The following is a 24,821-nucleotide window of genomic DNA, read 5'->3' on the forward strand; positions in this document are numbered from 1 at the left end:
TTCCTCATCTGGAACGCCCCGGCGGCCGTGGACGGTTCCGGCCCCGGAGCACATCGCGCAGCCTGGAGAGCCTTGGGCGCAGCACGCGCTCCCGCACCCTGGTGAGAAGCGGGTACCGCTCGCGCTCCTCGCGGGCGCCGCGGTCCAGCTCCTCCAGCAGGCGGCGGGTGCGGTGCTCGGTGTCCAGCTCGTCGAGGATGCGGTTGACCTCGGTCAGCACGGCGCCCTGCAAATGCCAGTGCCGTGCGTCCCGCTGCACGTTCTCCAGCAGCAACTGGGCCAGCTTGTCGCGGGTCGCGCCCGCCGTGACCAGCTCCTCGGCGAGGCGTCCCTCCGCGGACTCGGCGCTGCGGCTGACGTCGGTGGTGACGAGGACCGCGAAGCTGACCACGGCGTCGCCGATCTCGGACAGCAGCCGCTCCAGCGTCGCCCCCGTCTCCGGCTCGAACAGCGGGTCGGGGTCGCATTCCTTGGCCAGGTCGGCGAGGGTCCGGGCGATCACCCGCAGCACGACGGTGCAGATCTCCAGCGTGTCCAGACCGGTGCGCAGCACGATCCGGTGGAGCAGGCCCTCACGGACCCGGGGGTTGAGCTTGAGACTGTCCTCGGCCTGCCGCAGCGCCGCGTCCACCTCGACGATGTCGTGGTCGAGCCGACGGGCCTCGAACAGCCGTGCAGTCGCCAGGGCCGCCGGGACCGGTCCCGCCGCCTGCTCGCCGACGCGCAGCATCAGCTGCCGCATCCGGCGCGCCAGATCCTCGATGGACTCTCCGGCGGTGCTCACCCACACCGGCGGAGCGAAGAACAGATTGGTTCCCAGGCCGACCACCGCGCCGATCACGGTCTCCAGGACCCGGGCCCAGGCCGTGCTGCCGACCTGGGTCACCCCGAGGACCAGCATGGCGCTGATCGCCACCTCGGGCACATACTCGCTGACCCGTACGACATGGCCGACGGCGAGCGAGGCCAGGATGATCAGGGCCAGGCTCCACCAGGTCAGACCGACCAGGATGCTGAAACCGATGGCGATGACGACGCCCGCCACCACGGAGTTCACCCGGCGCACACTGTTGGTGAGCGTCGCGTACAGAGTCACCTGGACCACCAGGAGGGCCGTCAGGGGCGCGGTGAGCGGGGCCGGCTCGGGGCTGAGGCGCACGGCGACCACGTAGGCGACGGTCGCGGCCGCGGTCGAACGAACCGCTTGGACGACCTCGGGCACCTGGCGCCATTTCACCAGCCGGGCGGTGACCCTCGCCCATGCCTCACGCACATCTCGCATCCCTATCGCTCTTCCCTCTCCACCTGGGCATCGAACGTATGAGTGGGAAGGGTCACCCGTCGACATGCGGTTCGGCTCAGGCGTGCAGCTTGTCCAGGAACGCGGACAGGTTGTCCATCATCCGGGCGATCTGCTGCTCCGGGGTGAGGCTCTCCTCGAAACGGCCGCCGCCCTCGGGCACCTTCCTCCCGCGTATGTACAGCGGGCAGGCGAGGTCCGTGCACATGTAGACACCGACCGAATTCCCCTCGCGCCCCGCCGCGCCCGCCTTGCGGGCCGTCATCAGGGAGACGCCGTTGCCCGGGTGCGTGGTGAGACAGAGCGAGCACATGCTCCGGTGCAGAAAACCGCGCTGCGAGGACGGAAAGCGCAGCGCGACACCGACGAGACGGCCGGCGCGCTCGGTGACGAGATAGCTGCGGTCGGGTGCTCCCGGGTCCCGCCAGCCCAGGAAGTCCAGGTCGTCCCAGGGGCGTTCACCGAGGTCGCGGGGCACCGCCAGCCGCTTCGCCTCTCCCTTCGAGCAGTTGATGAACGCGTTGCGGATGTCCTGCTCGGTGAGCGGTCTCATGAGAAGTCCTTCTGCGGAACGACGCTGAACCCGGTCCGGAAACCTAGGGCTCTTAGGATTCTGCCTAAGCTAGCGATGGGCGGCGGGGCGGAACCAATGGTTTTCCGGAGCGGTCGGCAGATCGTCGGCGTACAGTGCGAACGCTCATATGCCGCACCGGCCCGAGCCGGCCACGCATGCGGGCCGACCCGGGATCGGCCAGACGGTGGGCTCCCTCGGTTTCCGGGATCGGCCAGACGGTGGGCTCCCTCGGTTTCCGGGAGCGGAAGTGGCGGGACACGACGGTGTGGGAAGCCCGGCTTCGAGTTTCCGGAGCCGGTCGACTTCGAGGGGCCGTAGGGCACCGCGATCGCAGGTGTCCGCTAGTCGCCCTCCTCCGGTGTGCCCGCCTGCGCGTGTACCTGGGTCTCGACGTCACTCCGTGTCCTGCCGTGTTCCTTCGCGTACTCGGCGATCTCGATCTGAAGGTCGCGGTCGAGGTCTCTCCAGGCACGGATCGCGGTCTCGTACAGGTCGGATTGCCGTTTGGTCCATGCGCTGGCGGTGGGCGGACCGTACATCTCGCGCAGCCCCGCCGCCTTCGTCTCCGCTTCGCTCGCCGCCCGCTGCATCTCCACAATCTCCTCAAATGTCTTCGCCACGGCCCCGGATATTAGGCGGGCTCATCGGGGCCGGGTTCCACGACCCGCTCGGCGTTCACGGAGATCGACCGGTCGGCCCTAGGTATCATGTCTTAAATTAGGTTCTGATTTAAGCGCGGGTTAAGGCTGCGCCCGGGCGCGGCGCGGGCAGTATCGTGCAAGTCGGGCAGGGCCGGAAGGAGTCACATGGCGGGGCGGAACGGGCGCACGGTACGTGACCTGCGCCGGGGCAATCGCGCCGAAGTGCTGCGGCGGCTGTACTTCGACGGCCCGATGAGCCGGTTCGAACTGGGCCCGGCGACCGGTCTGAGCTCCGGCTCCATCAGCAACGTGGTCGCCGAACTGGTCGCGGACGGACTGGTGGAGGAGGCCGGCAGCGTCGACTCCGACGGCGGCCGCCCGCGCACCCTGCTGCGCGTCGCGCCCGGCAGCGGGCACATGATCGGCATCGATGTCGGCGAGACCCGTGTCCGCGTCGAGCTGTTCGACCTGGCCCTCACCGAACTGGCCCGGACCGACCGGGCGCTGGAGCACCAGCGGTACGACGTCGAGGTCGTCGTCGGGCACATCCGCGACGGTATCGCGGAGGTCCTGGCGGCCGCCGGCATCGCCCCCGAACGGCTCCTGGGCGTCGGTATCGGCGTACCCGGCATCGTGGCCCGCACCCCCGGGCAGGGCGCCGTCGTGCACGGCCAGACCATCGGCTGGGACGCCGTGCCGGTGGAATCCCTGCTCCGCTCAACGTGCCGGCTCCCGGACTCCGTCCCCTACTTCATCGACAACGGGGCCAGGACCCTCGGCCAGGCCGAGATGTGGTTCGGCGCCGGGCGCGGCGCCCACAGCGCGGTCGTGGTCCTCTTCGGCTCCGGCGTGGGAGCCTGCCTCGTCACCGAGGAGGTGGGCAGCGGGCGCGCCGTGGAGTGGGGTCATCTGACGGTGCGCGTGAGGGGGCGGCGGTGCCGGTGTGGCGCCTTCGGCTGCCTGGAAGCGTATGCGGGCGCGGAGGCGCTCATCGACCGCTGGCGCGAACAGGGCGGGCGGCCGCCCGAGCACGCCGACGAGGAGACGGCGCTGACCGCCCTGCTGGCCGCCGCCTACCCGCCCGAGGGCGTAGAGGCGGACCCGGTGGCGCTCGCCCTCCTGGAGGAGACCGCCGAGTACCTGGGCGCCGGCCTGTCCGACCTGATCAACCTCTTCCAGCCCGAGCGGATCCTGATCGGCGGCTGGGCGGGCCTTCAACTCGGCTCCCGGTTCCTGCCGGCGGTGCGCCGGCACGCGATCGCCTACGCCCTGCGGTATCCGGCCGAACGGGTCACCATCGACCTGGGCAGGCTCGGTCCGGACGCGGTGACGGTCGGTGCGGCGATCCTGCCGCTCGCGGACTTCTTCGCCCGCGGCGGGCGGCGCGCGGAACCGGCGCACGAGGGGAGGCGGCCGACCTGGCGGACAGCGCTGGAGGAACGGTCGCCGCGCTGACCGGCGCTGGGGGAGGTGGCTGCGTTGTCGGTGCCGAGGATTGGTGGTTGCGCTGTCCGGTGCGGGGGGATCGGTGGTCGCGCTGTCCGGCGCTGGGGGATCGGTGGCTGCGTTGTCGGCGCCGAGGAACGGGTGGTCGCGCTGTCCGGCGCTGGGGGATCGGTGGCCGCGCTGACCGGCGCTGGGGGAACGTCGTCGCGCTGTCGGTCACCGGAACAACGGTCGCCGCGCTGACCGGCGCGTCCCGCCGCCCCGGCGACCGGTGCCCGGCGTGGTTTCGCCGACGTCTCCCTGGGGTACTCGCGGGTTCGCCCGGAAGGGGCCCGTGACCCCGCTCGCGGGCCCCGTTCGCCGGGCGAGCCGAGAACGGAGTGAGCGCCGTGACCGAACGACGGCAACGGGGTCCCGGCGAGCAGGCCCGTCCGGTCCCGCGGGACATGCCGGACCAGCAGGCCCGCAACGCCGAGGATCCATGGGACGTCCGCACCGCCCGGGACGAGAGCGAACGCACGCCGGACACCGGCGAGTCGGCGAGCGACGTACCCGACACCAACGAGGCGGGCACCGGCCCGAAGGGTGCCCCCCAGCCCGGCACAGTCCACCCCGAGCATCCCGTCCCGGACGAGCCGGCCGACTGACCCCGCACCGGCCCGCCCGCCACCCGACCGGGGCCGACCGGTGCGCGGCCGGCCCCTTCCGCATCAGGAGCGGTTGGCGAACGCGTCGACGCCGGTGAGGTCGGCGGACAGCTCCCACAGGCGCGCGGCCTGCTCAGGGTCGGTCGCCCAGTCCCTGACTCCGCCGCGCCCGCCGTCCGCCGGCGCGGGTGCCGCGATGTCGCAGTCCTCGCAGTACACCCCGCCGATGCCGGCGAGCTGGGGCGAGGTCGCGGCCCACACCTGGGTGGCCGCTCCCTGCTCGGGAGTCTTGAAGGCGCCGGGGTCCACCAGCGCGCCGGTCTCGTCGATCCAGCCGCGCTCGATCATCTCCTCCCGGGTGAGGTGGCGCTGGAGCGGGGTGAGGATCCCGCCGGGATGCAGGGAGAAGGCGCGCACGCCGTGGTCCCGGCCAAGCCGGTCGAGGTGCACGGCGAACAGTACGTTCGCGGTCTTGGCCTGCCCGTACGCCTCCCACTTGTCGTAGCCGTGCTTCCAGTGCGGATCGTCCCAGCGGATCGGGGAGCGGTGGTGGCCCGCGGACGACACGGAGACGACCCGGGCCCCGCCCGGTTCGATGGCCGGCCACAGGCGGTTGACGAGCGCGTAGTGGCCCAGGTGGTTGGTGGCGAACTGCGCCTCCCAGCCGGGGCCGACCCGGGTCTCCGGGCAGGCCATGACACCGGCGTTGTTGATCACGAGGTCGAGGGTGCGGCCGGAGCCGAGAAAACGATCGGCGAAGGCGCGCACGCTCTCCAGGTCGGCGAGGTCCAGTTCGTCCACCTCCACCCGGTCGAGGCCCGCCAGGGCCTTCTCGGCGGCGGCACGGCGCCGCGCCGGGACGACGACCCGGGCGCCCGCCTCGGTGAGGGCCCGTGTCGTCTCCAGGCCGAGCCCGGAGTAGCCACCGGTCACGAGCGCGAGCTTGCCGGAGAGATCGATTCCCTTCAGGACGTCCTTCGTCGTGCTCCGAGCGCCGAAGCCCGAACCGATGCTGTGCTGTGCAGTGATCATGCACCGCACGCTACGAATTGAAGAGCACTCGAAGTCAACCCGGCGCCGCAACCGGCGTCGGCACCGGCCCTCTCCCGGTCCGGGAGGTATTCCTCCGGTCCGGGAGGAACTCTTCCGGCCCAGGACGAAGAAGAGCCCCGACCGGACGGGGGGATCGCGGTCGGGGCGGTCAGTGGTGGGCGTGGACGGCGGTCGCCTCTCGGCGAGATGCTCCACAGGGCTTCAGCCGAACGATCGTCCCTGTGGGCGAGAGATGAGGCCCGGGGACACTGTCCCGTCCGTTCCCACAGCTGGTTCAACGGAAAACTACCGATCGGTGTTCCGGAAGGCCGCCCATCTGGACGTGATCTGCGTCACCTCCGGTACGCGGACCGCCGGCCTACGCGTCCGGCGCCAGCGGACTGTCCCCCAGCATGGCGAGCAGATGCGCCGGATCCCGGTAGACGGCGCGGGCGCCCGCCTCCCGCAGATCCGTCTCCGGAATGCCGCCCGACAGCAGGCCGACACAGGTCACCCCGGCCCGGGTGCCCGCCCGCATGTCCCACACCGTGTCACCGACGAACACCGCCGACTCCGGCGGCACCCCGACCAGCTCCAGGGCGTGCTCGACGGGCTCGGGCGCCGGCTTGCCGGCCTGTACGTCGTCGGAGCTGGCCGTCGCCGCGATGGCGTCGTCCGCCCCGATCGCCCGGCGCAGCGCCGACAGCTCCCGTCCGCTGGCGGACGTGGCCAGCACGACGTTCCACCCGTCGTGGTCGAGCCGCCGCAGCAGCCGTCCTGCGTCCCTCAACGGGGGCAGCCGATCGAAGAACGTCCCGTACAGGGCCGTGTGCGCGGCGACCAGCGTGTCGACCTCGTCCCGGTCCCGGCCGCCCAGGAGATGCGAGATGAGGTCCTCGGAGCCGAGGCCCACCGACCGGTGGATCGCATGCATCGGCACCTGGTGACCCGCCTGACGGAAGGCCTCCCACCACGTCGTGACATGCAGATGGTTGGTGTCGACGAGGGTCCCGTCCACGTCGAAAACGGCCGCCCGTCCCATGATCTTCCTCCCTCATGTACGGGCTCGGGTACCACGGGACGCGCCCGTTATACGCGTGGGCACCGTCCGCTCCCTGGTCCAGTTCAGCAGCTCGTCCGCGGTCCAGGTGGTGATCACGCGCTCGGCGGGCACCCCGCACTCCTCGGCCCGGGCACAGCCGTGGATCTGCCAGTCGAGTTGCCCGGGCGCATGCGCGTCGGTGTCGATGGAGAACAGCACGCCCGCCTCCACCGCCCGTCGCAGCAGCCGGCGCGGCGGGTCGAGCCGCTCGGGCCGGCTGTTGATCTCCACGGCCGTACCGGCCTCGGCGCACGCGGCGAAGACCGCGTCCGCGTCGAACTCCGACTCGGCGCGCCCGCGCCCGGTGACCAGCCGCCCGGTGCAGTGGCCGAGCACATCGGCCAGCGGATTGCGGACGGCGGCGATCATCCGCCGGGTCATCGAGCGGGCATCCATCCGCAGCTTCGAGTGCACCGACACGACCACGACGTCCAGCCGGTCCAGCAGTTCGGGCTCCTGGTCCAGGGAACCGTCGTCGAGGATGTCGCACTCGATACCGGTGAGCATCCGGAACGGTGCCCACTGCTCGTTGAGCGCGGCGACCACCTCCAGCTGCTCGCCCAGCCGCTCGGCGGACAGCCCGCGAGCGACGGTGAGGCGGGGGGAGTGGTCGGTGAGCGCCGCCCACTCGTGCCCGAGCCGCGCGGCCGCTCGGCCCATGTCCTCGATCGGGCTGCCGCCGTCCGACCAGTCGGAGTGCAGATGGCAGTCGCCGCGCAACAGCGCCCGCAGGCGCTCGCCGCCACGTGTCAGCGGCGTCTCGCCCTCCCGCTCGAGCTGTTCCAGGTAACCCGGGACCCGCCCGGCCAGTGCCTCCCGCACCACCTGGGCGGTCTTGGGGCCGATCCCGCGCAGCGACTCCAGCGTCCCGGCAGCCGTCCGTTCCGCGATCTCCTTCTCCGGAAGCGCCGCCAGCACGGCGGCCGCGGTGCGGAAGGCCCGTACGCGGTAGGTCGGCGCCCCGGCGCGCTCCAGCAGGAACGCGATCCGGTCCAGCGCTGCGACGGGACCCATCGGAACCTCCTCACCCCCAGCCTTGCCCAGGCGTGCCCGGCGTGCACGGCGGGCGCCCCCCGGGTGCCCTTCACCTGGCCGGACCAACGGGAAGGACAGGCCGTCGGCGCCTGGGCAGGGCGGCGACGGCAGGGGTGGGGGAGCCCCGGTGGCAGGGGCCTGCCCGAAGCGCTCCTGATCGCCAGGGGATCTACGCTCTATTCATGACCGAAATCGCGAGCCCCCACATCTCCCGTCCGCGGATCATGGTGCTCGGGGTCCAGCCGGGCAATCCGCCGTTCCGAATCGTGGAGATCGACGGCCAGGTGGTCGCCGAGGCGAGGTCGCTCACCGATGTGCTGGCGGTCGCCGCGGAGGCCGGTATCCCGGTCCACGACCTCGACGACCCCGACGTGGTCCGTTGGGTGGGCGGGGACAAGCTGACCTGGACGCTGCACTGAGGGCCTGTCGTCCCCTCCCGCAAGGTGGTTCCGCGGCACGGCACGGCCCTGCGCAACGGCCGGTTCGGCGCGGCGGCCGGACGCCGGCGCACCCGCCGGGCGGGCCTCGTCGCCTTCGCCGAAGCCCGCCCTCGAGTGCGTCCACGATGCCCGCCGGACGAGCGGACGGTCGGTCAGCCGACCGCCCACTTCTGGTTGGCGCCACCGGAGCAGGACCAGATCTGCAACCGGGTGCCGTTCGCGGAGTTGTTGTCCGTCACGTCCAGGCACTTGTTCGCCTGCGGATTCACGATGTCGTGGGCCGCGGTGACCGTCCACTTCTGGTTGGGCCCGCCGGTGCAGTCCCACAGTTGCACCTTGGAGCCGTCCGCCGTGCCGTTTCCGGCCACGTCCAGGCACTTGCCGAGCGCCCTCAGGGTGCCGTCCGATGCCACCGTCCACTTCTGGGCGGCCGTGCCGTTGCAGTCGTACAGCTGGACAGGGGTGCCATTGGCCGAGTTCGCGCCCGCCACGTCCGCGCACTTGCCTGCGAGCCCGGTGATCGGGGCGCCGGTGCCGCCGGCGCTGTCACTCGTCGTCATCCGTACCGAGTCCACGACGAGTTGCTGCGGAAACGCCGTGGAAGCGTCCGGGTCGCCCGGCCAGTAGCCGCCGACGGCGAGATTGAGGATGAGGAAGAAGGGCTTGTCGAACACCCAGGTCCGGCCGCCCAGATCGGCCGGGGTGCGCCGCTGGTAGACCGTGCCGTCCACGGACCAGGTGATCGAGCCGGGCGCCCAGTCCACGGCGAAGGTGTGGAAGGCGTCCGCGAACGCCTGGCCGTTCGGCAGGGAGTAGGCCGCGCCGATGCCGCCGGAGCCCGAGTAGCCGGGTCCGTGGATGGTGCCGTGGACGGTCCCCGGCTCGTAACCGACGTTCTCCATCACGTCGATCTCACCGCTGTCGGGCCAGCCGACCCGCCCGATGTCGTTGCCGAGCATCCAGAAGGCCGGCCACATGCCCTGCCCGCGCGGAATCTTCATCCGGGCCTCGACATGGCCGTACTGCGCCGTGAACCTCCCCGAGGTGTTCAGCCGGGCCGAGGTGTACTGGCATGTGCCGTACCAGCACCGGTAGTTCGCCGGGTTCTCGCGGCGGGCCGTGATGACCAGATGTCCCCGGCCGTCCAGCGCCGCGTTCTTGTTGCCCGGCGTGTAGTACTGACGCTCGTGGTTGTTGACGTTGTCGCCGGTCTCGATCTGCCACTTGGCGGAGTCGACGGCGGCACCGGCCGGGCCGTCGAAGGTGTCGGAGAAGACGGTCGCCTCCGCCGCCTGCGGGGCCGCGTGGGCGACGGGCGTGAAGGCGGACGCGGTGAGCACCGCGGAGAGCGCGGCGAGGAGGCATCTGCGCAGCAGGCGTGGGCTGTCCATGAGCTCCCTTTCCGTACGGCCGCCCGGAGGCGGGCGGGCCGACTGAGGTGGGGGGTTGGCAGCGCAGCCGTAGGCCCCGGCCGCGCCGCAGGAAAGCTCTTAAAGATTCAGCTCTTGATTCAAGAGGTGAGGTAAGGGGTCGTCAAGACTCTGGTACGGACCGGAAGCCGGCCTCTTCGTCTGTTCAGTCCTTGCCGCGCCGCCGTGCGCGTGCGTGCACGGCTCGCCCCAGCCGCCGTCCGAGAAGCAGATAGCCGAGCAGCGCACCCGCCGTGTTGAGGATGACGTCGTCGATGTCGAACGCGCGGCCGGTCACGAGCGCCCCCTGGGCCAGCTCGACCAGCAGCATCACGACCGCGGTGGCGATGCCCACGCGCAGGACACCCCGGGTGCCGGGCGCCAGGACCGGCAGGAGAAACCCGAACGGCACACCGAGCAGGACGTTTCCGCCGATCTGCCGGACGGCGCCCCGTGCCGCGGGCCGTTCGAGGTAGGCGCGCAGGGAACGGCCCGGGTGCAGGTTGCTGTGGACCAGGGCCCGGGATGCGGGCGACGGCTGCAGCGTCATCCGGGCCAGCGCCGCGGCGAAGCCCACCATCGCGATGAAGGCGAGCGCCATGATCAGCAGCCGGACGGGGAGCGGGAGCGGTCGCCGCTCCCGTGCTGCCTCCGTGGCCCGGCGGCGACCGGACTTCGCGAGACGCGCGCTGAACGCCGTACGTGCCATCCGACCCTCCCGGTTTCAACGTCCCTTCGGCTAGAGCCTGTTACCCCCGATGGGGCCGCTGATGCCGGGTCGCTCCAAGACCGGGGGAGTCGCCGCCGCCCTGCGGCCGGGGTGCGCCGCCGGCGGTTTCCCTTCCCGCGGGCGGGGCACTCCGTGCAGCAGCCGCTCGCGCGCCGCCGATACGCGGGCGCGCCACGGTGCTTGGATGACATGTCGGACATTCCCGGATGCGGTGGTGGGTGGAGGTGGGGCATGAACGCGCGTACGGCACTGGTGACGGCGCTGGAAGTGCTCGGCTGGTGGGCCGCCCTCACCCTGCTCTGGCTCGTCCTCATCAGCACCGTCGACACCCTGGAATGGGCGGTGGGGACCTCCGCCGCGCTCGTCGGCGCGGTCACGGCACGCGCCGCACGACGGGCGGTAGGCGCACGGTGAACGGCTGGACCTGGACGGCCACGATCGCGCTCGGTGTGGGCGTGGGCGCCGCCGTGTGGGGCGTCGTCACCGGGCCGCTGCGCCGCCGCGTCGTCGCCCAGAACCTGTCCAGCGCGCTCGCCGCCCCGGGACTGCTGCTGCTCGCCCAGGGCTACGGGCGCCCCGCATATGTCGACCTCGCGCTTCTCCTCGCCCTGCTCGGCCCGGTCGGCACCCTCGTCTTCGCCCGGCTGCTCGCCGACGACCTCGCCGGCGACCCGCCGCGGGCCTGGGCCGTCACCCTCGCCGTCGCGGGATACGGGGCCGTGGTGGTGCTGGTCCTGTGCGCCGTCACCGGCCCCGGGCGGGCGATGGTCAAGCTGCTGGTCGTCGGGGCGCTCCTGATCGGCGGCAATCTCGTGGCCTCACGGGCGCTGTCCGGCGGATTCCCCGGGAGCCGCCGTGGATGACCCGCTGATCGTCGTCGTCCTGCTGCTGGTCGCCGCCGCGGCGACCGCGGCCGTCGCCGTGCGCGACCCCGTGCGCCAGGCGCTCGTCCTGGCCGTGCTCGGCGTCTGCCTCGCCCTGCTGTTCACCGTCACGCAGGCCCCGGACGTGGGTCTGTCACAGCTCGCCGTGGGATCCGCGGTGACCCCGCTCCTGATCATGCTCTCGGTGCGCAAGGTCAGACGAAGGCAGCAGGACGGGAAGGAGAAGGAGCGATGACCCGGCGCCTGCGGATGATCGTCCTGGCGCTCGGCGGCGCCGGCCTGGCGGCGCTGTTCGTCGCCGCGTGCTTCGGCATGCCGGGCTTCGGCGGCGACCGGCACCCCTACGGCGACCGGGCCGTGCACGCCTCTCTGGCCCGGAGGACCGCCAACACCATCAGCTCCGTCAACTTCGACCAGCGTGCTTTCGACACGCTCGGCGAGATGAGCATCCTGTTCACCTCCGTCCTCGGCACCGTCGTACTGCTGCGGCAGACCCGCGACGAGAAGCGCGGGCGCCCACAGCCGCAGGAGGTCGCGCTGCCGGTCCGCCGGTACGCGCTTGTCGTCCTGCCCGTCGCCCTCGTCTCCGGTCTCTACGTGATCGCGCACGGCCAGCTCAGCCCCGGCGGCGGCTTCCAGGGCGGAGTCGTCGCGGCGACCGCCCTGCACCTGCTCTACCTGGGCGCCGACTACCGCGCCCTGGAACGCATCCGGCCGATCGGCGTGTTCGAGGTCGGCGACGCGCTCTCCGCCTCCGCATACCTGGTCACCGGGCTCGCGGGCGTCCTCGCGGGCACCGCCTTCCTCGCCAACACCCTGCTTCCGTACGGCACCTTCAACACACTGTCGTCCGGCGGGACCGTGCCGCTGCTCAACGCCGCCATCGGCATGGAGGTCGCCTGCGCGATCGTCATCCTGCTCGCCCGCTTCCTGGACCAGGCCGTCGAGATCGAGGAGGACAACGGGAAACGATGACCGTACTGCCGTATCTCGTCGCCGTGTGGATCTTTCTGACCGGATGTTACGGCCTCGCGACCAGCCGCAACCTCATCCATGCGGTCGGCTGCCTCGCCGTCTGCCAGTCCGCCACCTACGTCCTGCTGCTCGCCGTCGGCTACCGCGCCGGCGCGACCGCGCCCGTCTACTCCGACATCAAGCCCGGCTCGCGGCCGGTCGTGGACCCGGTGGTGCAGGCCCTCACCCTCACCGACATCGTCGTCGGCGCCACCGTCACCGCCCTGCTGCTCTCCCTCGTCATGCAGATCTCCAAACGCCACGGCACCGTCGACCCGGACGAACTGCGGGAGCTGCGCGGCTGATGAACCACCTGCTGCCGTTGCTCGTCGCCGCACCGCTGCTCGGTGCCGGCCTGCTGATCGCCTGCGGACGCCGGCTGCCGCGCGTCGCCGCCGAGAGCTTCGGCTGCGCCGTCTCGGCCGGAACCGCCGCACTCGCGATCTGGCTGTGCCTCAACTCCTCGCCACCTTTGACCGAATGGGTCGGAGCCTGGACGCCCCGCAACGGCACGAGTGTCGGGATCGTCCTCGTCGGCGACGGTCCCGGACTCGGCATGTCGGCCCTGGCCTCCCTGCTCACCCTGGCCTCCCTGGCGTACTCCTGGCACTACTTCGACGAACCGCCCCGCCGGCACGCCGGTTCCTACCCGGCCCTCATGCTGCTGTTCCAGGGCGGAATGTGCGGCTTCGCGATCACGGGCGACCTGTTCAACGCGTTCGTCTTCTTCGAGCTGATGAGCGCCGCCGCCTACGCCCTGACCGGATACCGCGTCGAGGAGGCGAAAGCCGTACAGGGCGCCCTGGCCTTCGGCGTGATCAACTCCTTGGGCGCGTACGCCATGCTCATGGGCATCGCGCTGCTCTACGCGCGCACCGGCGAGCTGGCCCTGACCCACATCGGCCGGGGGCTGGACACCCACGGCGGTCCCGACGCGCTGACCCTCGCCGCCTTCGTCCTCGTCCTGACCGGGCTGCTGGTGAAGGCCGCGGCCGTGCCCTTCCACTTCTGGCTGCCCGACGCGCACGCCGTCGCACCCACCCCGGTGTGCATGCTGCTGTCCGGCGTCATGGTCGAGTTCGGCGTCTACGGAGTCTGGCGCGTCTACGGCACCGTCTTCTCCGGACCGGGCGGGATCCCGGCTGCCGACCTGGAGCGCGCGCTCACCGTCCTCGGGATCCTCACGGGTGCGGTCGGCGCGCTGATGTGCTGGTACCAGCGGCATGTGAAGCGGCTCCTCGCCTGTTCGACCATCGCCCATGTGGGGCTGTTCCTCGTCGGTGTCGGCTCCCTGCTGCCCGAGGCCGACGACGGGGTCGCGCTGTACCTCCTCGGTCACGCCGGCGTGAAGGCGGCCCTGTTCGCCTGCACCGGCCTGCTGCTGGACCGGTTCGGCTCCGTCGACGAGCACGCGCTGCACGGGCGCGGCCGGCCGCTGCGCGGGGTCGCGGTGATGTTCGTCCTCGGCGGCCTGGCGCTCGCCGGAATGCCGCCGTTCGGCATCTCCCTCGGCAAGGCGGTCACCGAGGAGGCCCTGGGCGGGCCGCTGACCGTGGTGTACGTCCTCGTGTCGGCGGTGACGGGCGGCGCGGTGCTCCGGGTCGCCGCGCGGGTCTTCTACGGACTGGGTCCGCAGCCGCGGGTCGGGTCCGCGTGCGAGACCACCGGGGCCGGCGAGGAGCCCGAGACCCGGCACCGGTTGAGCCGGATCCCGGACACCATGAGGGCCGTGCCCGCCCTGCTGCTCGCCGGCTCGCTCGCCGTCGGCGTGGTGCCGGGCTTCGCCCGTATCGTGGCGCGCTCGGTGAACGAGGCCGGGTCCGGCGGGGCGCTCACCTCCGCCCACTGGACCGCGGCCGGCGTCCTGCTGGGGCTGGTCTCCACGGCGCTCGCCCTGGCCCTGGCCGCGCTCGCCGTCACCCGCCCGGAACTGCTCGGCGCACGGCCGTGGACGCTGCCGCTGCGCCGGCTGCAGTCCGGGCACATCGGGGACTACGTGGCCTGGGTCCTGCTGGGCACCACCCTGCTCGGGGCTCTGGCCCTGCCCGGGATCCTGACCGGCTGACGAGTCGGGGGCTCAGGTGCCGTAGGACACCTTCACCTCCTTGAAGCCGAGGGATTTCAGCAGTCCGTCGAGCATGGCGGTGGTGTTCGTCTCGGCGCGCGCGGTCAGTTCGCTCTCCTTCGCGGCCTCGCCGATGTGCCGGACCGCCAGCTTCTGCACGGCGCGTTCGCTGTTGGGGTTGTCCGAGAAGAGGTCGCCGATGCGGTCCAGCAGACCCCGCTGTTTGGAGACGGCGTAGGAGCGGTCCGGGTCGAGCGTGGGCTTGCCCAGCGCCGCGTGCGGCAGACGGAGCGTGGCGGACGTCCGGTCGGCGTCGACCGTCACGTCCTGCCGGCCGACCCTGCCGAGGTCGACGTACGCGTCCACGGTTCCCGCGCCCACGTACAGTGTTCGGGTGCCGCGGATCGCCGACGGCAGGTACTTGGAGTCCCTCTCCAGGTCCACGACCACCTGGAAGGTGCCGGAAGCGGCCTCGTACCGGCTCATGTCCTGGATGGACCGCAAAAGCACGGGCCCCGACCGGTCGTGCGTGTCCATGCCGAACAGGTCACGCAGCCCCGGAAGCACACTCAGCCGCAGTCCCGCGAACAGCACCGCGAGTACCGCGACCAGGGCGATGACCGCCTTGGCCCAGGCGGGCGTCCGCCGCCGCACGGACATCGGTTCGGGCCTCTGCTTCGTGGACGTCGTCATATCGACACTCCTCCCTTCTTCTCGCCGGTTTCCCGTCAGGGGCCCCTGCCGAACGCGGAGTTCGCCGATCGCGGCCGCGGACGGCCGTACGCCGCACGGCCCCGCATCCCCGGGCGGCGGCAGGGCCCGTCAGTAGCATGTGGCGCGCAGCCCGTTTTCGATCATGCGAGGAGCGGAACGTGCGTGACATCGCCGTCTTCAGCGGCAGTGCCCATCCCGAGCTCGCGGCGGAGGTGTGTGCGCACCTCGGGGTGCCGCTCAGCCCGGTGCGGGTCAGCAGATTCGCCAACGACTGCCTGGAGGTGCAGCTCCAGGCCAACTGCCGCGAGCGGGACGTGTTCCTCGTGCAGCCGCTGGTCGCCCCCGTGCAGGAGCACCTCGTCGAGCTGTTGTTGATGTGCGACGCGGCACGCGGCGCCTCCGCCGGGCGGATCACGGTGGTCATGCCGCACTACTCGTACGCCCGCTCGGACAAGAAGGACGCGCCGCGGATCTCGATCGGCGGGCGGCTGGTGGCCGACCTGATGGTGGCGGCCGGGGCCGGCCGCGTCCTGGCCATGACCCTCCACTCGCCCCAGGTGCACGGCTTCTTCTCGGTGCCGGTCGACCATCTGCACGCCCGCCGGGAGCTGGCCGAGCACTTCCGTCAGTACGACCTGTCGCACGCGACCGTCGTCTCGCCCGACCTCGGCAACGCCAAGGAGGCGGCGGCCTTCGCGCGGATGATCGGGGCGCAGGTGGCGGCGGGCGCCAAGCAGCGGTTCGCGGACGACCGGGTCAGTATCAACTCCGTGATCGGCGACGTCGCCGGACGGGATGTGATCGTGCTGGACGACGAGATCGCCAAGGGCAGTACGGTCCTGGAACTCCTGGAGCGGCTGCGTGAGTCGGGCCCGCGGTCGATCCGGATCGCCTGCACCCACGGCCTCTTCGCGGCCGGTGCCCTCAAACGGCTGAGCGAGCAGCCCGACGTCCTGGAGATCGTGTGCACGAACACGGTGCCGGTCCCGGTCGAGGAACGCACCGGCAAGCTGCGGATCCTGTCCATCGCCCCCGCCCTGTCCGAGGCCGTCCGCCGCATTCACAACGGTGAGTCCGTCAGCGCTCTGTTCGACCAGCCCCGGAACGAATAGAGCCGCGCAGTGACGCAACATCAGCCCTGAGCAGCGGTGATGTCACAAGCGCGGACGAGGCCGCTGTGAATTCGCGATGCGTTTGAACACGCCGGGGTCCGGCTGCGTACAGGGAGTGGGGATTTTCATGCCCGGCCCGCCATGACGTGTAGGAGTACTCCCTTGAGACGCAACACGCGCAGACGCCCGACAGGCGCACGGCGCGCGACCTTTGCAGCAGTCGCGCTGATCATGGGCGGAGGGGGGCTGGTAGCAGCGAATGTCTACGCCTCGGCGAGCGAAGGCGGCTGGGGCGGAACATCCGGCCAGAGCGGCGACCAGGCCCTGACCTCCAGGACGGTCACCCTGGACTGCCCGGACGTCGGCCAGAAGCTGACCGACGTTCCGGACCCGGCGCAGTCGCGGGTCGACACGGAACTGGCCACCCTCGACAAGCAGATCACCGAGGCGTACGACCGGCTGGCCTCGACACGCGAGGCGCAGGCGAACGACGGGAGCTACGTCCAGAACTCGATCCTCGGCCCGCTGAAGGACAAGCGCGCCGCCGTGATCGACCGGATCAAGGCCGACTATCAGCAGGCGGGCGCCACCGCTCCCGGTGCGATCGACGGCATGGCCCCGTGTACCGGGGTCCCCGCCGAGCAGGGGCAGCCCCCGGCCGCCGGCCAGAACGGTGAGGGGCAGAACGGCAGCGGCCAGAACGGCAGTGACCAAGCCGGCGGCGGCCAGGAGGGCAGCGGCCAGAACGGCAGCGGCCAGAACGGTCAGCAGCAGGGAAGCGGCGGACAGGCCGTCGGCGGCCCCGTCGCCTCCGACTTCGTGGACATCCGGAGCGTGCAGCCGAACGTCCGGAAGCCCGCTCCGCAGACCGGCGCCTCCACCGGCGCGTTCGTGACGAAATGCGGTGTCAACGCCAACGGCAACCACAACACCGACAATGTGATCGTGGCGCCGGGCGTGAAGAACGGTGCGCACCATCTGCACGACTACGTCGGCAACCAGTCGAACGACGCCTTCGCCACCAACGACACGTTCGCGGCGGCCCAGACGAGCTGCGAGAACCAGCAGGACAAGTCGTCGTACTACTGGCCGGTGGTGCGTGTTCAGGACGGAACGCAGGACTTCGACCAGAACAACGACGGCGGCGGCAAGGAGGGGAACGTCGGCAAGATCCTGGTCGCCAAGCAGGCCGAGATCACCTTTGTCGGCAGCCCGACCAGCAAGGTCGTCGCGATGCCGCGCTTCCTGCGGATCATCACCGGTGACGCCAAGGCGTTCACCAACGGTCCGAAGAACGCCAACGCCCACTGGAGCTGCACCGGCTTCGAGGACCGCCAGCTGACCGACAAGTACCCGATCTGCCCCGACGGCAGCAGCGTGGTGCGCTCGTTCGCGTTCCAGAGCTGCTGGGACGGTCAGAACATCGACAGCGCCAACCACCGGACGCACGTCGCCTTCGCCGACGCCGACGGCAACTGCCAGAACGGCTTCAAGGCGATCCCGCAGCTCACGATGCGCCTGGTGTACGACGTGCCGCAGCCGGTCATCGAGAACGGCCAGGTGAAGAACCCCTACGCGGTGGACGGCTTCCCCGAGCAGCTGCACAAGCCGATCACCGACCACGACGACTTCATCAACGTCATGACCGACGAGCTGATGAGCCAGGTCGTCGACTGCGTCAACAGCGGTCGCCAGTGCGGGGGCGGGGCCGGCGACCAGCCGCCGAGCACATCGGCACCGTCCCCCGACCCCACCTCGGGTGACAACGGGGGCTCCGGCCAGGGCTCCTCCTCCGGCGGCTCGACGGGAACCGACCCGGGCACCCCGTCCGGCGACGACTCCGGGTCGGGATCTTCCTCAGGTGACAACTCGGGCTCCGGTTCTTCGTCCGGCGACAACTCGGGCTCCGGTTCTTCCTCAGGTGACAACTCGGGCTCCGGTTCTTCGTCCGGCGACAACTCGGGCTCGGGTACGGGCTCCTCGTCCGGTCACCAGTCCGGGTCCGGGGCCGGGTCAGGCTCCGGCGGCAAGCAGACGTCGCAGCCCACGGCCGGTACGCCGGGCACCTCGGCGACGGACGGCGGCTCGGGCAGCGGCCGCGGTGGTGCGGCTCCGAGGGTCTTCGCGAGCTCCTCGCCCGCCCGGAGCGACGCGTCCGCCGCGCCGGGGAGCGGCTCGGAGGACAGCCACACCGGGCAGGCGGCAGGGGAGCCCTCGGCGGCCGGACAGCCCTCTGCGGAGGGCGGGGTCGCTCCGTCCGCCGCGCCGGGGACCCAGCCCCAGGCGGTCACGGGCGGCCTGGCCGAGACCGGCGCCCACCTGTGGCCGGCCGCGGCCGGAGGGGTGCTCGTGATCGCGGGGCTGGTGCTTCTGCGCCGTATCGGACGCCGGTCCTTCTGACCCCCTCGCCAAGAGGCACACAGGAAGGCGGCGGGACCTGCCCGGCAGGTCCCGCCGCCTTCACCCGTCCTGGTCGGGGCCGCCGACGCGGACCCGCCGGATCAGTTGATCTCCAACGGCCCGCTACTCTCCGACCGGCCGAGTGCCTCGTCCAGCGACGCCGCCGGCGGAAGCAACTCGGCCAGGCGGGTGAGGCGCAGGATGCGCAGCGTCAGCGGATGGGTGCAGACCAGATGCAGCGTGCCGCCCCGCGCGAGTACCCGACGCCTGGCGCGGAAGAGCAGCCGCAGCCCCGAGCAGTCGAAGAACTCCGCCGGCCGCAGGTCGATGACGATCCGCGGCGCCGGACGGCCGGTCGCGGAGTCCAGGAACGGCGTGATCTCCAGGGCCGCGACGACATCGATCTCGCCGTGGAACTCGAGCACCAGATGACCGCGGTCCCGGTGGATGCGCAGATACCGGGGGAGGGGTGCGGGGCCGTGCTGCATCGACATCGCCTCCACCGACTCCGGGCTCGAAGGAACCCAACGGCCATGCGCGTTAGGCAAGTTATCTCGGTGGAGTGAATTCCAGCATGTTCGATTGACATATGTCTTCTATTTGTGGAGCGTGCCACGCTGACGGTACGTCAGTCCACCAGCAGAACCAGCTTGCCCGTGGTCCGGCCGGTGTCGCCGATCTCGTGCGCCTTGGCGGCATCCGCAAGCGGGAACGTCCCGGAGATCGTGGCGCGCAGCTTGCCCTCCGCGACGAGCCCGGCGATGGCCCTCATACCGTGCTGGTCGGCGTCGACGAGCATCTCGGTCGCGCGTACCCCGAGCCTTTCGGCCTCCAGGGGCAGCTCCTTCGATCCCTCCGGCAGGATCGTGACCAGAATTCCGCCCGCACGCAGGGTGCGCAGCGAGCGCTGGACGTAGTCGCCGCCGATCGTGTCCAGGACCACGTCCACGTCCCGCACCGTCTCCGCGAAGTCGGTCTCCCGGTAGTCGACCAGTTCGTCCGCGCCCAGTTCGCGCAGGAAGTCGTGCTTGCCCGCGCTGGCCGTGCCGATGACATACGCGCCGCGCGCCTTGGCAATCTGCACGGCCACGTGCCCGACGCCGCCGGCGGCCGCGTGGATCAGCACCCGCTGTCCGGGCCGCAGCTGGGCCGTCTCGACCAGGGCCTGCCAGGCGGTCAGCGAGACCAGCGGAAGCGCGGCGGCCTGGGTGTGGTCGATGTTCGAGGGCTTGTGGGTGAGGGCGCGGGCGGGGACGGTGACGTACTCGGCGTGCGAGCCATGGCCGAACGGGTAGGGCAGCATGCCGAAGACTTCGTCCCCGGTCCGGAAGAGGGCGACGCCGAGTCCGGTCTCCTCGACCACGCCGGAGACGTCCCAGCCGAGGACGAACGGCGGCCGGCCGAGGAATCCGCCGGTGGCCCGGTGCTTCCAGTCGGTCGGGTTGACCCCGGCCGCGCGTACCCGGACCAGCACCTCGTTCGGTCGCGGTGCGGGGCGCTCCAGCCGTACTTCCTTGAGGACCTCGGGACCGCCGAGGACGTCCTGGCCGATGGCGCGCATGGTGTTGGTGTTCACAGTGCTCATGGTGTGCCAGCCTGCCGGGGTCCGCCGCTCGAGAAAATGGCACGATTGCCAACCTTCGATAGGATCGTGCCATGCAGCGTGTGGAACGGATCGTGGTCCTGGCGCTCGAGGGCGTCTATCCCTTCGAGCTGGGCATCCCCAGCCGGATCTTCGGCGCGGCCGAGGGGCGGTACGAGGTGCTGACCTGTTCGGTCGACGGGCGGCCGGTGCGCAGCAACGCGGACTTCTCGATCGCCGTGGAGCGCGGGCCGGAGGTGCTGGCCACGGCCGACACCGTGGTGGTCGCCTCCGTCGCGCCGTCCTACATCACCTCGGAGCTTGCGCCGGAGGTCGCCGCCGCCCTCGCACAGATCCGTCCCGACGCGCGGATCGTCTCCATCTGCACGGCGGCCTTCGTCCTCGCGGCGGCCGGCCTGCTGGACGGACGGAAGGCGACCACCCACTGGCAGGTCGTCGACCGGTTCCGCCGTATGTACCCGCATGTCGACCTCGATCCGGACGTCCTCTTCGTCGACGACGGGCGGGTCCTCACCTCCGCCGGAGCCGCCTCCGGGGTCGACGTCTGTCTGCACATCGTGCGCACGGACCACGGCAGTGAGCTGGCCAACGCGGTGGCCCGCCGGTGCGTGGTGCCGCCGTTCCGGGACGGCGGCCAAGCGCAGTACATCGAGCAGCCGGTGCCGCAGCACGGGGCGGCGAGCACGGCCGCGGCCCGTTCCTGGGCCCTCGAACACCTCGATGAGTCCCTTGCGCTGGCCGATCTCGCCCGGCACGCCGGGATGAGCCTGCGCACCTTCGCCCGCCGATTCCAGGAGGAGGTGGGCATGAGCCCCGGCCGATGGCTCATCCAGCAGCGTGTCGCCCGCGCCCGTCACCTGCTGGAGTCCACCGATCTTCCGGTGGACCAGATCGCCGGGGAGGTCGGCTTCGCCACGGGGGCCTCCCTGCGGCAGCACCTGCACGCGGCGATCGGGGTGTCACCGCAGGCCTACCGGCGCACGTTCCAGGCGGCGCGCTGACGGGCTCCCGCTCACCGGCTGCGATGCAAGGCGACCAGCAACTGCCAGGACTGATCGGCGATCTGACGCGGTGACGCCTCGATGAGGCCGTGCAGCCAGTCCGCCAGCACGCCCGCGAAGGAGGCGGCCACGGCGGACGCCACCAGGGGGGCGTCGGCGGCGCCCGCGAGTTCGCGCTCGGCAAGGCTTCGGGCGCGCAGATCCCGGTGCAGGACCCGGCCGAGCGGTCCGCCGCCCCCCGGAGTGAGCAGCGTGCGGTAGAGGGCGGCGTGCGGGGCGAGCCCGGCGAAGAAGTCATTCAGGGCCGCGGGGGCGTGCACCGGGTCCGGCCGGCCGCGCCAGGCGTGCAGCGCGGCCACGGCCTCCCGTACGACATCGGCGCAGGCGTCGACGGCCAGTGCCTCCAGGTCCGCGTAGTGCACGTAGAACGTGGCGCGCCCGACCCCGGCCCGGCGCACCAGCGCGGCGACGCTGACCTCGTCGAGGGGGCGTTCGGCGCACTCCCGCAACAGGGCTTCCCGTAGCCGCGCGCGGGTGCGGGAAGCCCGGGGATCCACCGGTGGCACCGCGGTCATCGCGCCACCACCACGGCGGCCAGGGCGAGCGCGCCGGGCAGCGCCTGGGCGACCAGAATCCGCCGGTTGGCGGTGGCGGCCCCGAACATGCCCGCGATCACCACGCAGGCCAGGAAGAAGACCCGTACACGGAACCCGGTCGGATCGGCGGCGAGGAGCCCCCACGCCAGACCGGCCGCCAGGAAGCCGTTGTACAGACCCTGGTTGGCGGCCAACGGCGCCGTGGCGCGCGCCATCTCGGGCCCGAACCCGTGCAGCCCGCGCCCGGGCTTCTTCTCCCAGAGGAACATCTCCATCACGAGAATGTACGCATGCAGGACGGCCACCAGCCCGACCAGTACGTTCGCCACGATCTCCATCGCCGACCGACCTCCACCCCGAAAAAGTTACTGGACAGGTGTCCAGCATACCTGGACAGGTGTCTTGGAATCACGTGATCTTCGGGGTGCGGCCGGCGTCAGGCGCCGGGCGCCGTGAACACGCGCTCGCCCCCGACATAGGTGAGCGCCACGCCTGTCCCGCCGATCTCCTCGGGTGGGCCCGCGTACGGGTCGCGGTCCAGCACCACCAGGTCCGCCAGCGCCCCGGGGCTGATACGGCCGGTGTCGTCGAGGTGGTTCACATACGCCGATCCCGCCGTGTACGCCGTCAGCGCCGTCGTCAGGCCGATACGTTCCGCGGGCAGGAAGGCCGGGGCGGAGCCGCCCGGCAGAACCCGGTTGACCGCGACATGGATCCCGTGCAGCGGGTCGGGGCTGCTGACCGGCCAGTCGCTGCCCGCCGCGAGCCTCGCCCCGGAGCGCAGGAGGGCGCCGAACGGGTACTGCAGGGCGGCCCGTTCGGCTCCCAGGAACGGGATGGTCAGCTCGTCCATCTGCGGTTCGTGCGCGGCCCACAGCGGCTGGACGGTCGCCGTGGCACCGAGCCGTGCGAAGCGCGGGACGTCGTTCGGATGCACGATCTGCAGATGGGCCAGGTGCGGTCTGGTGTCGCGGCGCCCGTTGGCCTCGCGGGCCGCCTCGACGGCGTCCAGCGCGTCCCGTACGGCCCGGTCGCCCAGCGCATGGAAGTGGCACTGGAAGCCGAGCGCGTCCAACTCGGAGACATACGAGGGGAGCCGGGCGGGGTCGAGGAAGCTGGTGCCCCGGTTCGCGGTGGCACAGCCGCACCCGTCCAGATACGGGTCGAGCAGCGCAGCCGTGCCGGTCTCGGCGATCCCGTCCAGCATCAGCTTGACGCTGCCCGCGCGGAACCGGCCGTGGCTCAGGGCGGCCCGGCGCTCGACGAGTTCGGGGATCTGCTCGGCGCCGCGCTCGCGGTCCCACCACAGCGCGCCGACGACCCGGGCGGTCAGCGAGCCGTCGCGGGCCGCCGTGAGATACGCCCCGGACGGGTCGTCCATCCCCAGGAAGTCGCCGACGAGGGCGTCCTGCCAGGCCGTGATGCCGAGCGCGTGCAGATGCCGCTGGGCGTACAGCAGCGCGGCGAGCAGATCGGCGGTGGTGGCCGCGGGCGTCAGCCGGCCGACGTGGCTCATGGCCCCCTCCTGGAGCATGCCCGTGGGCTCCCCGGAGGCGTCGCGCTCGAACCGTCCGTCGGCCGGATCGGGAGTGTCGCGGGTGATGCCCGCGAGTTCCAGGGCACGGCTGTTGACCCAGGCGCCGTGATGGTCGCGGTTCACCAGGTGCACCGGCCGGTCCGGGACCACCGCATCCAGCAGCTCCCTGGTCGGTGTCCCGCCCTCGAACGCCTCCAGAGACCAGCCGCCGCCGGTGATCCACTCGCGGTCCGGATGCGCCTCGGCGTACGCGCGGACGGCGGCCAGGGTGTCCTCGGCGGTCCTCGCGCGGGTGAGGTCGCACCGGGTGAGTTCGAGCCCGGCCGGGACGGGGTGGACGTGCGCGTCCTGGAATCCGGGCAGCAACAGCCGTCCGGCCAGGTCGACCACCTCGGTCCTCGGACCCGTGAGTTCGCGAGCCGCGCCGTCGCCGACCGCGGCGATCCGGTCACCGGCGACCGCCACCGAGGTGGTGAAGGGCCCGTCGGGGGTGAGGACGGGGCCACCGGTGAAGAGAAGATCGGCGTGCATGGTTCTCCGTTCCGTCGAAGGGCGCCGGAGGGCCGGCCGGGGGTGACCGGGATGGGCCCCGGCCGATCGGCTCGTCGGGCCGCGCGTCGCGCGGAAAAGGGCGTAAGCGATCGAGTATCGCCGAACTTCTGCCGCGCGTACCGGCGTTGGCGGCCGGTAGCAGGGCGCGCCGCCGAGTGAAACCCGGGGACGGGGTATCCGGGGACCCATGGGGGGCGGGGTGGCCCCGCCCCGGACCTCTCAGGGAGGAAGGCATGACACTGGTCATGGCGGGCGTCGTGGTCCTGGACTGCGCCGAGCCCGAGAAGCTCGCAGTGTTCTACAGGGAACTCCTCGGCGCCGAGGAGACCGACGCGACCGCGAACCGGGTGGAGGTTCGCAGCCCCGACGGGATGCGGATGGCGTTCCGCCGTGACACCAACGCCACCCCGCCGAGCTGGCCCCGCCCCGAGAACTCCCTCCAGGTGCATCTGGACTTCCTGGTCGACGACCTCGACGAGGCCGAGCGCAGGGTGGTCGGCCTGGGCGGCCGTCCACTGGAGGCCAAGGACGCGGCGGGGCCGTTCGAGGAACGCGGTTATGCCGACCCCGCCGGGCACTCCTTCACCCTGCGCCTGACCCGGGCCACGGGGCCGAAGCAGGGGTGAGGCGGCGCATGGCCGTGCGGCGGCGTGGGACTCAGTCCCGGCCGCCGTTGGTCCTGGCCGGCCACACACCCGTCGACCGCTCGATCGCCTTCGCTCCCGTGCGGTCCGCCACACTGCGTGCCACGGCGAAGAGGGCGCCCTGGACGGCCGCCGCGAGCAGCACCTCGCCCCAGCCGCGGTCCTTGTCCAGCGCGTCGGGCGCGTCGTCCTCGTGGCGGATCGCCTTCCACGCCGTGCGGAAGGCGAGCCCCGCGAGGGCGCCGCTCGCCCAGCCGAGGGCGAATCCCACCGGCTTGTAGACCAGCGGAAGCTTCGCCTTCTTCTTGTCCTTGGCCACGTTCCTCTCCTGTCCTTTGCTGTG

At 71.7% G+C, this 24,821-nt stretch carries 28 protein-coding genes; 13 read left to right on the forward strand and 15 right to left on the reverse strand.

The features are described from left to right. Window positions 1-4 precede the first annotated feature (4 nt). From LZ604_RS25720 to LZ604_RS25730, 3 genes are all read right to left on the reverse strand, one after another. Window positions 5-1,282 (reverse strand): FUSC family protein, encoded by a 1,278-nt coding sequence (locus tag LZ604_RS25720; RefSeq protein ID WP_234517848.1) that lies wholly within the window; start codon window positions 1,280-1,282, stop codon window positions 5-7. A gap of 76 nt (window positions 1,283-1,358) precedes the next feature. After that, the gene (locus tag LZ604_RS25725) at window positions 1,359-1,853 is read right to left on the reverse strand and encodes an FBP domain-containing protein (protein ID WP_234517849.1); all 495 of its coding nucleotides are present in this window, start codon (window positions 1,851-1,853) and stop codon (window positions 1,359-1,361) included. 362 nt (window positions 1,854-2,215) lie between these two features. Next, window positions 2,216-2,494: a hypothetical protein gene (locus LZ604_RS25730; protein ID WP_234517850.1), complete on the reverse strand. Its 279-nt coding sequence runs from the start codon at window positions 2,492-2,494 to the stop codon at window positions 2,216-2,218. A 186-nt stretch (window positions 2,495-2,680) separates the two neighbouring features. Between LZ604_RS25730 and LZ604_RS25735 the strand changes: the two genes are divergently transcribed. Both LZ604_RS25735 and LZ604_RS25740 read left to right on the forward strand, forming a co-directional pair. Continuing rightward, on the forward strand, window positions 2,681-3,970 hold the full coding sequence (locus tag LZ604_RS25735; protein ID WP_234517851.1) for an ROK family transcriptional regulator: 1,290 nt from the start codon (window positions 2,681-2,683) through the stop codon (window positions 3,968-3,970). A gap of 380 nt (window positions 3,971-4,350) precedes the next feature. Continuing rightward, window positions 4,351-4,608 carry a hypothetical protein gene (locus LZ604_RS25740; RefSeq protein WP_234517852.1) on the forward strand — a complete coding sequence of 86 codons (258 nt, stop codon included), beginning with the start codon at window positions 4,351-4,353 and terminating at the stop codon, window positions 4,606-4,608. Between the two features lie 63 nt (window positions 4,609-4,671). Here LZ604_RS25740 and LZ604_RS25745 read toward each other — a convergent pair whose 3' ends face one another. From LZ604_RS25745 to LZ604_RS25755, 3 genes are all read right to left on the reverse strand, one after another. Then, window positions 4,672-5,640: an SDR family NAD(P)-dependent oxidoreductase gene (locus LZ604_RS25745; protein WP_234517853.1), complete on the reverse strand. Its 969-nt coding sequence runs from the start codon at window positions 5,638-5,640 to the stop codon at window positions 4,672-4,674. 379 nt (window positions 5,641-6,019) lie between these two features. After that, the gene (locus tag LZ604_RS25750) at window positions 6,020-6,682 is read right to left on the reverse strand and encodes an HAD family hydrolase (protein ID WP_234517854.1); all 663 of its coding nucleotides are present in this window, start codon (window positions 6,680-6,682) and stop codon (window positions 6,020-6,022) included. Between the two features lie 12 nt (window positions 6,683-6,694). Beyond that, on the reverse strand, window positions 6,695-7,756 hold the full coding sequence (locus LZ604_RS25755) for a PHP domain-containing protein (protein ID WP_234517855.1): 1,062 nt from the start codon (window positions 7,754-7,756) through the stop codon (window positions 6,695-6,697). A 203-nt stretch (window positions 7,757-7,959) separates the two neighbouring features. Between LZ604_RS25755 and LZ604_RS25760 the strand changes: the two genes are divergently transcribed. Next, window positions 7,960-8,196, forward strand: a complete 237-nt coding sequence (locus tag LZ604_RS25760; protein WP_234517856.1) for a hypothetical protein — start codon at window positions 7,960-7,962, stop codon at window positions 8,194-8,196. 173 nt (window positions 8,197-8,369) lie between these two features. On the opposite strand, the gene LZ604_RS25765 is transcribed toward LZ604_RS25760, so the two are convergent. Next, window positions 8,370-9,608, reverse strand: a complete 1,239-nt coding sequence (locus tag LZ604_RS25765; RefSeq protein WP_234517857.1) for a lectin — start codon at window positions 9,606-9,608, stop codon at window positions 8,370-8,372. Window positions 9,609-9,792: 184 nt separating this feature from the next. Further along, window positions 9,793-10,335: a VanZ family protein gene (locus LZ604_RS25770; RefSeq protein WP_234517858.1), complete on the reverse strand. Its 543-nt coding sequence runs from the start codon at window positions 10,333-10,335 to the stop codon at window positions 9,793-9,795. A 252-nt stretch (window positions 10,336-10,587) separates the two neighbouring features. On the opposite strand from LZ604_RS25770, the gene LZ604_RS25775 reads away from it, so the two are divergent. The 6 genes from LZ604_RS25775 to LZ604_RS25800 are packed head-to-tail and all read left to right on the forward strand — an operon-like array spanning window position 10,588 to window position 14,319. Next, window positions 10,588-10,770: a hypothetical protein gene (locus tag LZ604_RS25775; RefSeq protein ID WP_234517859.1), complete on the forward strand. Its 183-nt coding sequence runs from the start codon at window positions 10,588-10,590 to the stop codon at window positions 10,768-10,770. Further along, window positions 10,767-11,219 carry a monovalent cation/H+ antiporter complex subunit F gene (locus LZ604_RS25780; protein ID WP_234517860.1) on the forward strand — a complete coding sequence of 151 codons (453 nt, stop codon included), beginning with the start codon at window positions 10,767-10,769 and terminating at the stop codon, window positions 11,217-11,219. The genes LZ604_RS25775 and LZ604_RS25780 overlap by 4 nt, the downstream gene beginning before the upstream one ends. Further along, window positions 11,212-11,475, forward strand: coding sequence for a Na(+)/H(+) antiporter subunit B (locus LZ604_RS25785; RefSeq protein ID WP_234517861.1), 264 nt, complete (start codon window positions 11,212-11,214; stop codon window positions 11,473-11,475). The genes LZ604_RS25780 and LZ604_RS25785 overlap by 8 nt, the downstream gene beginning before the upstream one ends. Next, window positions 11,472-12,215 carry an MnhB domain-containing protein gene (locus LZ604_RS25790; RefSeq protein ID WP_234517862.1) on the forward strand — a complete coding sequence of 248 codons (744 nt, stop codon included), beginning with the start codon at window positions 11,472-11,474 and terminating at the stop codon, window positions 12,213-12,215. Before LZ604_RS25785 ends, LZ604_RS25790 begins: the two co-directional genes overlap by 4 nt. After that, window positions 12,212-12,559 carry a sodium:proton antiporter gene (locus LZ604_RS25795; RefSeq protein ID WP_234517863.1) on the forward strand — a complete coding sequence of 116 codons (348 nt, stop codon included), beginning with the start codon at window positions 12,212-12,214 and terminating at the stop codon, window positions 12,557-12,559. The genes LZ604_RS25790 and LZ604_RS25795 overlap by 4 nt, the downstream gene beginning before the upstream one ends. After that, entirely contained in the window at window positions 12,559-14,319 is a 1,761-nt protein-coding gene (locus LZ604_RS25800) for a complex I subunit 5 family protein (RefSeq protein ID WP_234517864.1), read from the forward strand. Before LZ604_RS25795 ends, LZ604_RS25800 begins: the two co-directional genes overlap by 1 nt. Before the next feature lie 12 nt (window positions 14,320-14,331). On the opposite strand, the gene LZ604_RS25805 is transcribed toward LZ604_RS25800, so the two are convergent. After that, window positions 14,332-15,012 (reverse strand): DUF4230 domain-containing protein, encoded by a 681-nt coding sequence (locus tag LZ604_RS25805; protein ID WP_234517865.1) that lies wholly within the window; start codon window positions 15,010-15,012, stop codon window positions 14,332-14,334. Between the two features lie 179 nt (window positions 15,013-15,191). Here LZ604_RS25805 and LZ604_RS25810 point away from each other — a divergent pair, with 179 nt between their 5' ends. Both LZ604_RS25810 and LZ604_RS25815 read left to right on the forward strand, forming a co-directional pair. Continuing rightward, complete coding sequence (locus LZ604_RS25810) at window positions 15,192-16,145, forward strand: ribose-phosphate diphosphokinase (RefSeq protein ID WP_234517866.1); 954 nt, start codon at window positions 15,192-15,194, stop codon at window positions 16,143-16,145. A 141-nt stretch (window positions 16,146-16,286) separates the two neighbouring features. After that, window positions 16,287-18,545 carry a DUF1996 domain-containing protein gene (locus LZ604_RS25815; protein ID WP_234517867.1) on the forward strand — a complete coding sequence of 753 codons (2,259 nt, stop codon included), beginning with the start codon at window positions 16,287-16,289 and terminating at the stop codon, window positions 18,543-18,545. A gap of 101 nt (window positions 18,546-18,646) precedes the next feature. Here the strand turns inward: LZ604_RS25815 and LZ604_RS25820 are convergent, their stop codons facing one another. Then, on the reverse strand, window positions 18,647-19,033 hold the full coding sequence (locus LZ604_RS25820; RefSeq protein ID WP_234517913.1) for an anti-sigma factor antagonist: 387 nt from the start codon (window positions 19,031-19,033) through the stop codon (window positions 18,647-18,649). A gap of 140 nt (window positions 19,034-19,173) precedes the next feature. Beyond that, entirely contained in the window at window positions 19,174-20,130 is a 957-nt protein-coding gene (locus LZ604_RS25825) for an NADP-dependent oxidoreductase (RefSeq protein ID WP_234517868.1), read from the reverse strand. Between the two features lie 71 nt (window positions 20,131-20,201). Here LZ604_RS25825 and LZ604_RS25830 point away from each other — a divergent pair, with 71 nt between their 5' ends. Further along, window positions 20,202-21,149: a GlxA family transcriptional regulator gene (locus tag LZ604_RS25830; protein ID WP_234517869.1), complete on the forward strand. Its 948-nt coding sequence runs from the start codon at window positions 20,202-20,204 to the stop codon at window positions 21,147-21,149. Window positions 21,150-21,160: 11 nt separating this feature from the next. Here LZ604_RS25830 and LZ604_RS25835 read toward each other — a convergent pair whose 3' ends face one another. From LZ604_RS25835 to LZ604_RS25845, 3 genes are all read right to left on the reverse strand, one after another. Continuing rightward, the gene (locus LZ604_RS25835) at window positions 21,161-21,724 is read right to left on the reverse strand and encodes a TetR/AcrR family transcriptional regulator (RefSeq protein ID WP_234517870.1); all 564 of its coding nucleotides are present in this window, start codon (window positions 21,722-21,724) and stop codon (window positions 21,161-21,163) included. After that, complete coding sequence (locus tag LZ604_RS25840; RefSeq protein WP_234517871.1) at window positions 21,721-22,083, reverse strand: DUF1304 domain-containing protein; 363 nt, start codon at window positions 22,081-22,083, stop codon at window positions 21,721-21,723. Before LZ604_RS25840 ends, LZ604_RS25835 begins: the two co-directional genes overlap by 4 nt. A gap of 98 nt (window positions 22,084-22,181) precedes the next feature. Further along, a complete protein-coding gene (locus tag LZ604_RS25845; RefSeq protein WP_234517872.1) occupies window positions 22,182-23,813 on the reverse strand; it encodes an amidohydrolase in 1,632 nt (543 codons plus the stop codon). Between the two features lie 254 nt (window positions 23,814-24,067). Between LZ604_RS25845 and LZ604_RS25850 the strand changes: the two genes are divergently transcribed. Beyond that, window positions 24,068-24,460 carry a VOC family protein gene (locus LZ604_RS25850; protein ID WP_234517873.1) on the forward strand — a complete coding sequence of 131 codons (393 nt, stop codon included), beginning with the start codon at window positions 24,068-24,070 and terminating at the stop codon, window positions 24,458-24,460. Window positions 24,461-24,491: 31 nt separating this feature from the next. On the opposite strand, the gene LZ604_RS25855 is transcribed toward LZ604_RS25850, so the two are convergent. After that, window positions 24,492-24,797 (reverse strand): DUF4235 domain-containing protein, encoded by a 306-nt coding sequence (locus LZ604_RS25855; protein ID WP_234517874.1) that lies wholly within the window; start codon window positions 24,795-24,797, stop codon window positions 24,492-24,494. Window positions 24,798-24,821: the final 24 nt, after the last annotated feature.

The organism is Streptomyces glomeratus, from assembly GCF_021462825.1.
Taxonomy (GTDB): Bacteria; Actinomycetota; Actinomycetes; order Streptomycetales; family Streptomycetaceae; genus Streptomyces; species Streptomyces glomeratus.

Bases quoted from the DNA above. Each gene is read 5' to 3' on its own strand.
- LZ604_RS25720 (WP_234517848.1), bottom strand. From the start codon at position 1,282: ATGCGAGATGTGCGTGAGGCATGGGCGAGGGTCACCGCCCGGCTGGTG.
- LZ604_RS25725 (WP_234517849.1), bottom strand. From the start codon at position 1,853: ATGAGACCGCTCACCGAGCAGGACATCCGCAACGCGTTCATCAACTGC.
- LZ604_RS25735 (WP_234517851.1), top strand. From the start codon at position 2,681: ATGGCGGGGCGGAACGGGCGCACGGTACGTGACCTGCGCCGGGGCAAT.
- LZ604_RS25745 (WP_234517853.1), bottom strand. From the start codon at position 5,640: ATGATCACTGCACAGCACAGCATCGGTTCGGGCTTCGGCGCTCGGAGC.
- LZ604_RS25750 (WP_234517854.1), bottom strand. From the start codon at position 6,682: ATGGGACGGGCGGCCGTTTTCGACGTGGACGGGACCCTCGTCGACACC.
- LZ604_RS25755 (WP_234517855.1), bottom strand. From the start codon at position 7,756: ATGGGTCCCGTCGCAGCGCTGGACCGGATCGCGTTCCTGCTGGAGCGC.
- LZ604_RS25760 (WP_234517856.1), top strand. From the start codon at position 7,960: ATGACCGAAATCGCGAGCCCCCACATCTCCCGTCCGCGGATCATGGTG.
- LZ604_RS25765 (WP_234517857.1), bottom strand. From the start codon at position 9,608: ATGGACAGCCCACGCCTGCTGCGCAGATGCCTCCTCGCCGCGCTCTCC.
- LZ604_RS25770 (WP_234517858.1), bottom strand. From the start codon at position 10,335: ATGGCACGTACGGCGTTCAGCGCGCGTCTCGCGAAGTCCGGTCGCCGC.
- LZ604_RS25775 (WP_234517859.1), top strand. From the start codon at position 10,588: ATGAACGCGCGTACGGCACTGGTGACGGCGCTGGAAGTGCTCGGCTGG.
- LZ604_RS25790 (WP_234517862.1), top strand. From the start codon at position 11,472: ATGACCCGGCGCCTGCGGATGATCGTCCTGGCGCTCGGCGGCGCCGGC.
- LZ604_RS25795 (WP_234517863.1), top strand. From the start codon at position 12,212: ATGACCGTACTGCCGTATCTCGTCGCCGTGTGGATCTTTCTGACCGGA.
- LZ604_RS25800 (WP_234517864.1), top strand. From the start codon at position 12,559: ATGAACCACCTGCTGCCGTTGCTCGTCGCCGCACCGCTGCTCGGTGCC.
- LZ604_RS25805 (WP_234517865.1), bottom strand. From the start codon at position 15,012: ATGACGACGTCCACGAAGCAGAGGCCCGAACCGATGTCCGTGCGGCGG.
- LZ604_RS25815 (WP_234517867.1), top strand. From the start codon at position 16,287: ATGACGTGTAGGAGTACTCCCTTGAGACGCAACACGCGCAGACGCCCG.
- LZ604_RS25820 (WP_234517913.1), bottom strand. From the start codon at position 19,033: ATGCAGCACGGCCCCGCACCCCTCCCCCGGTATCTGCGCATCCACCGG.
- LZ604_RS25825 (WP_234517868.1), bottom strand. From the start codon at position 20,130: ATGAGCACTGTGAACACCAACACCATGCGCGCCATCGGCCAGGACGTC.
- LZ604_RS25830 (WP_234517869.1), top strand. From the start codon at position 20,202: ATGCAGCGTGTGGAACGGATCGTGGTCCTGGCGCTCGAGGGCGTCTAT.
- LZ604_RS25835 (WP_234517870.1), bottom strand. From the start codon at position 21,724: ATGACCGCGGTGCCACCGGTGGATCCCCGGGCTTCCCGCACCCGCGCG.
- LZ604_RS25840 (WP_234517871.1), bottom strand. From the start codon at position 22,083: ATGGAGATCGTGGCGAACGTACTGGTCGGGCTGGTGGCCGTCCTGCAT.
- LZ604_RS25845 (WP_234517872.1), bottom strand. From the start codon at position 23,813: ATGCACGCCGATCTTCTCTTCACCGGTGGCCCCGTCCTCACCCCCGAC.
- LZ604_RS25850 (WP_234517873.1), top strand. From the start codon at position 24,068: ATGACACTGGTCATGGCGGGCGTCGTGGTCCTGGACTGCGCCGAGCCC.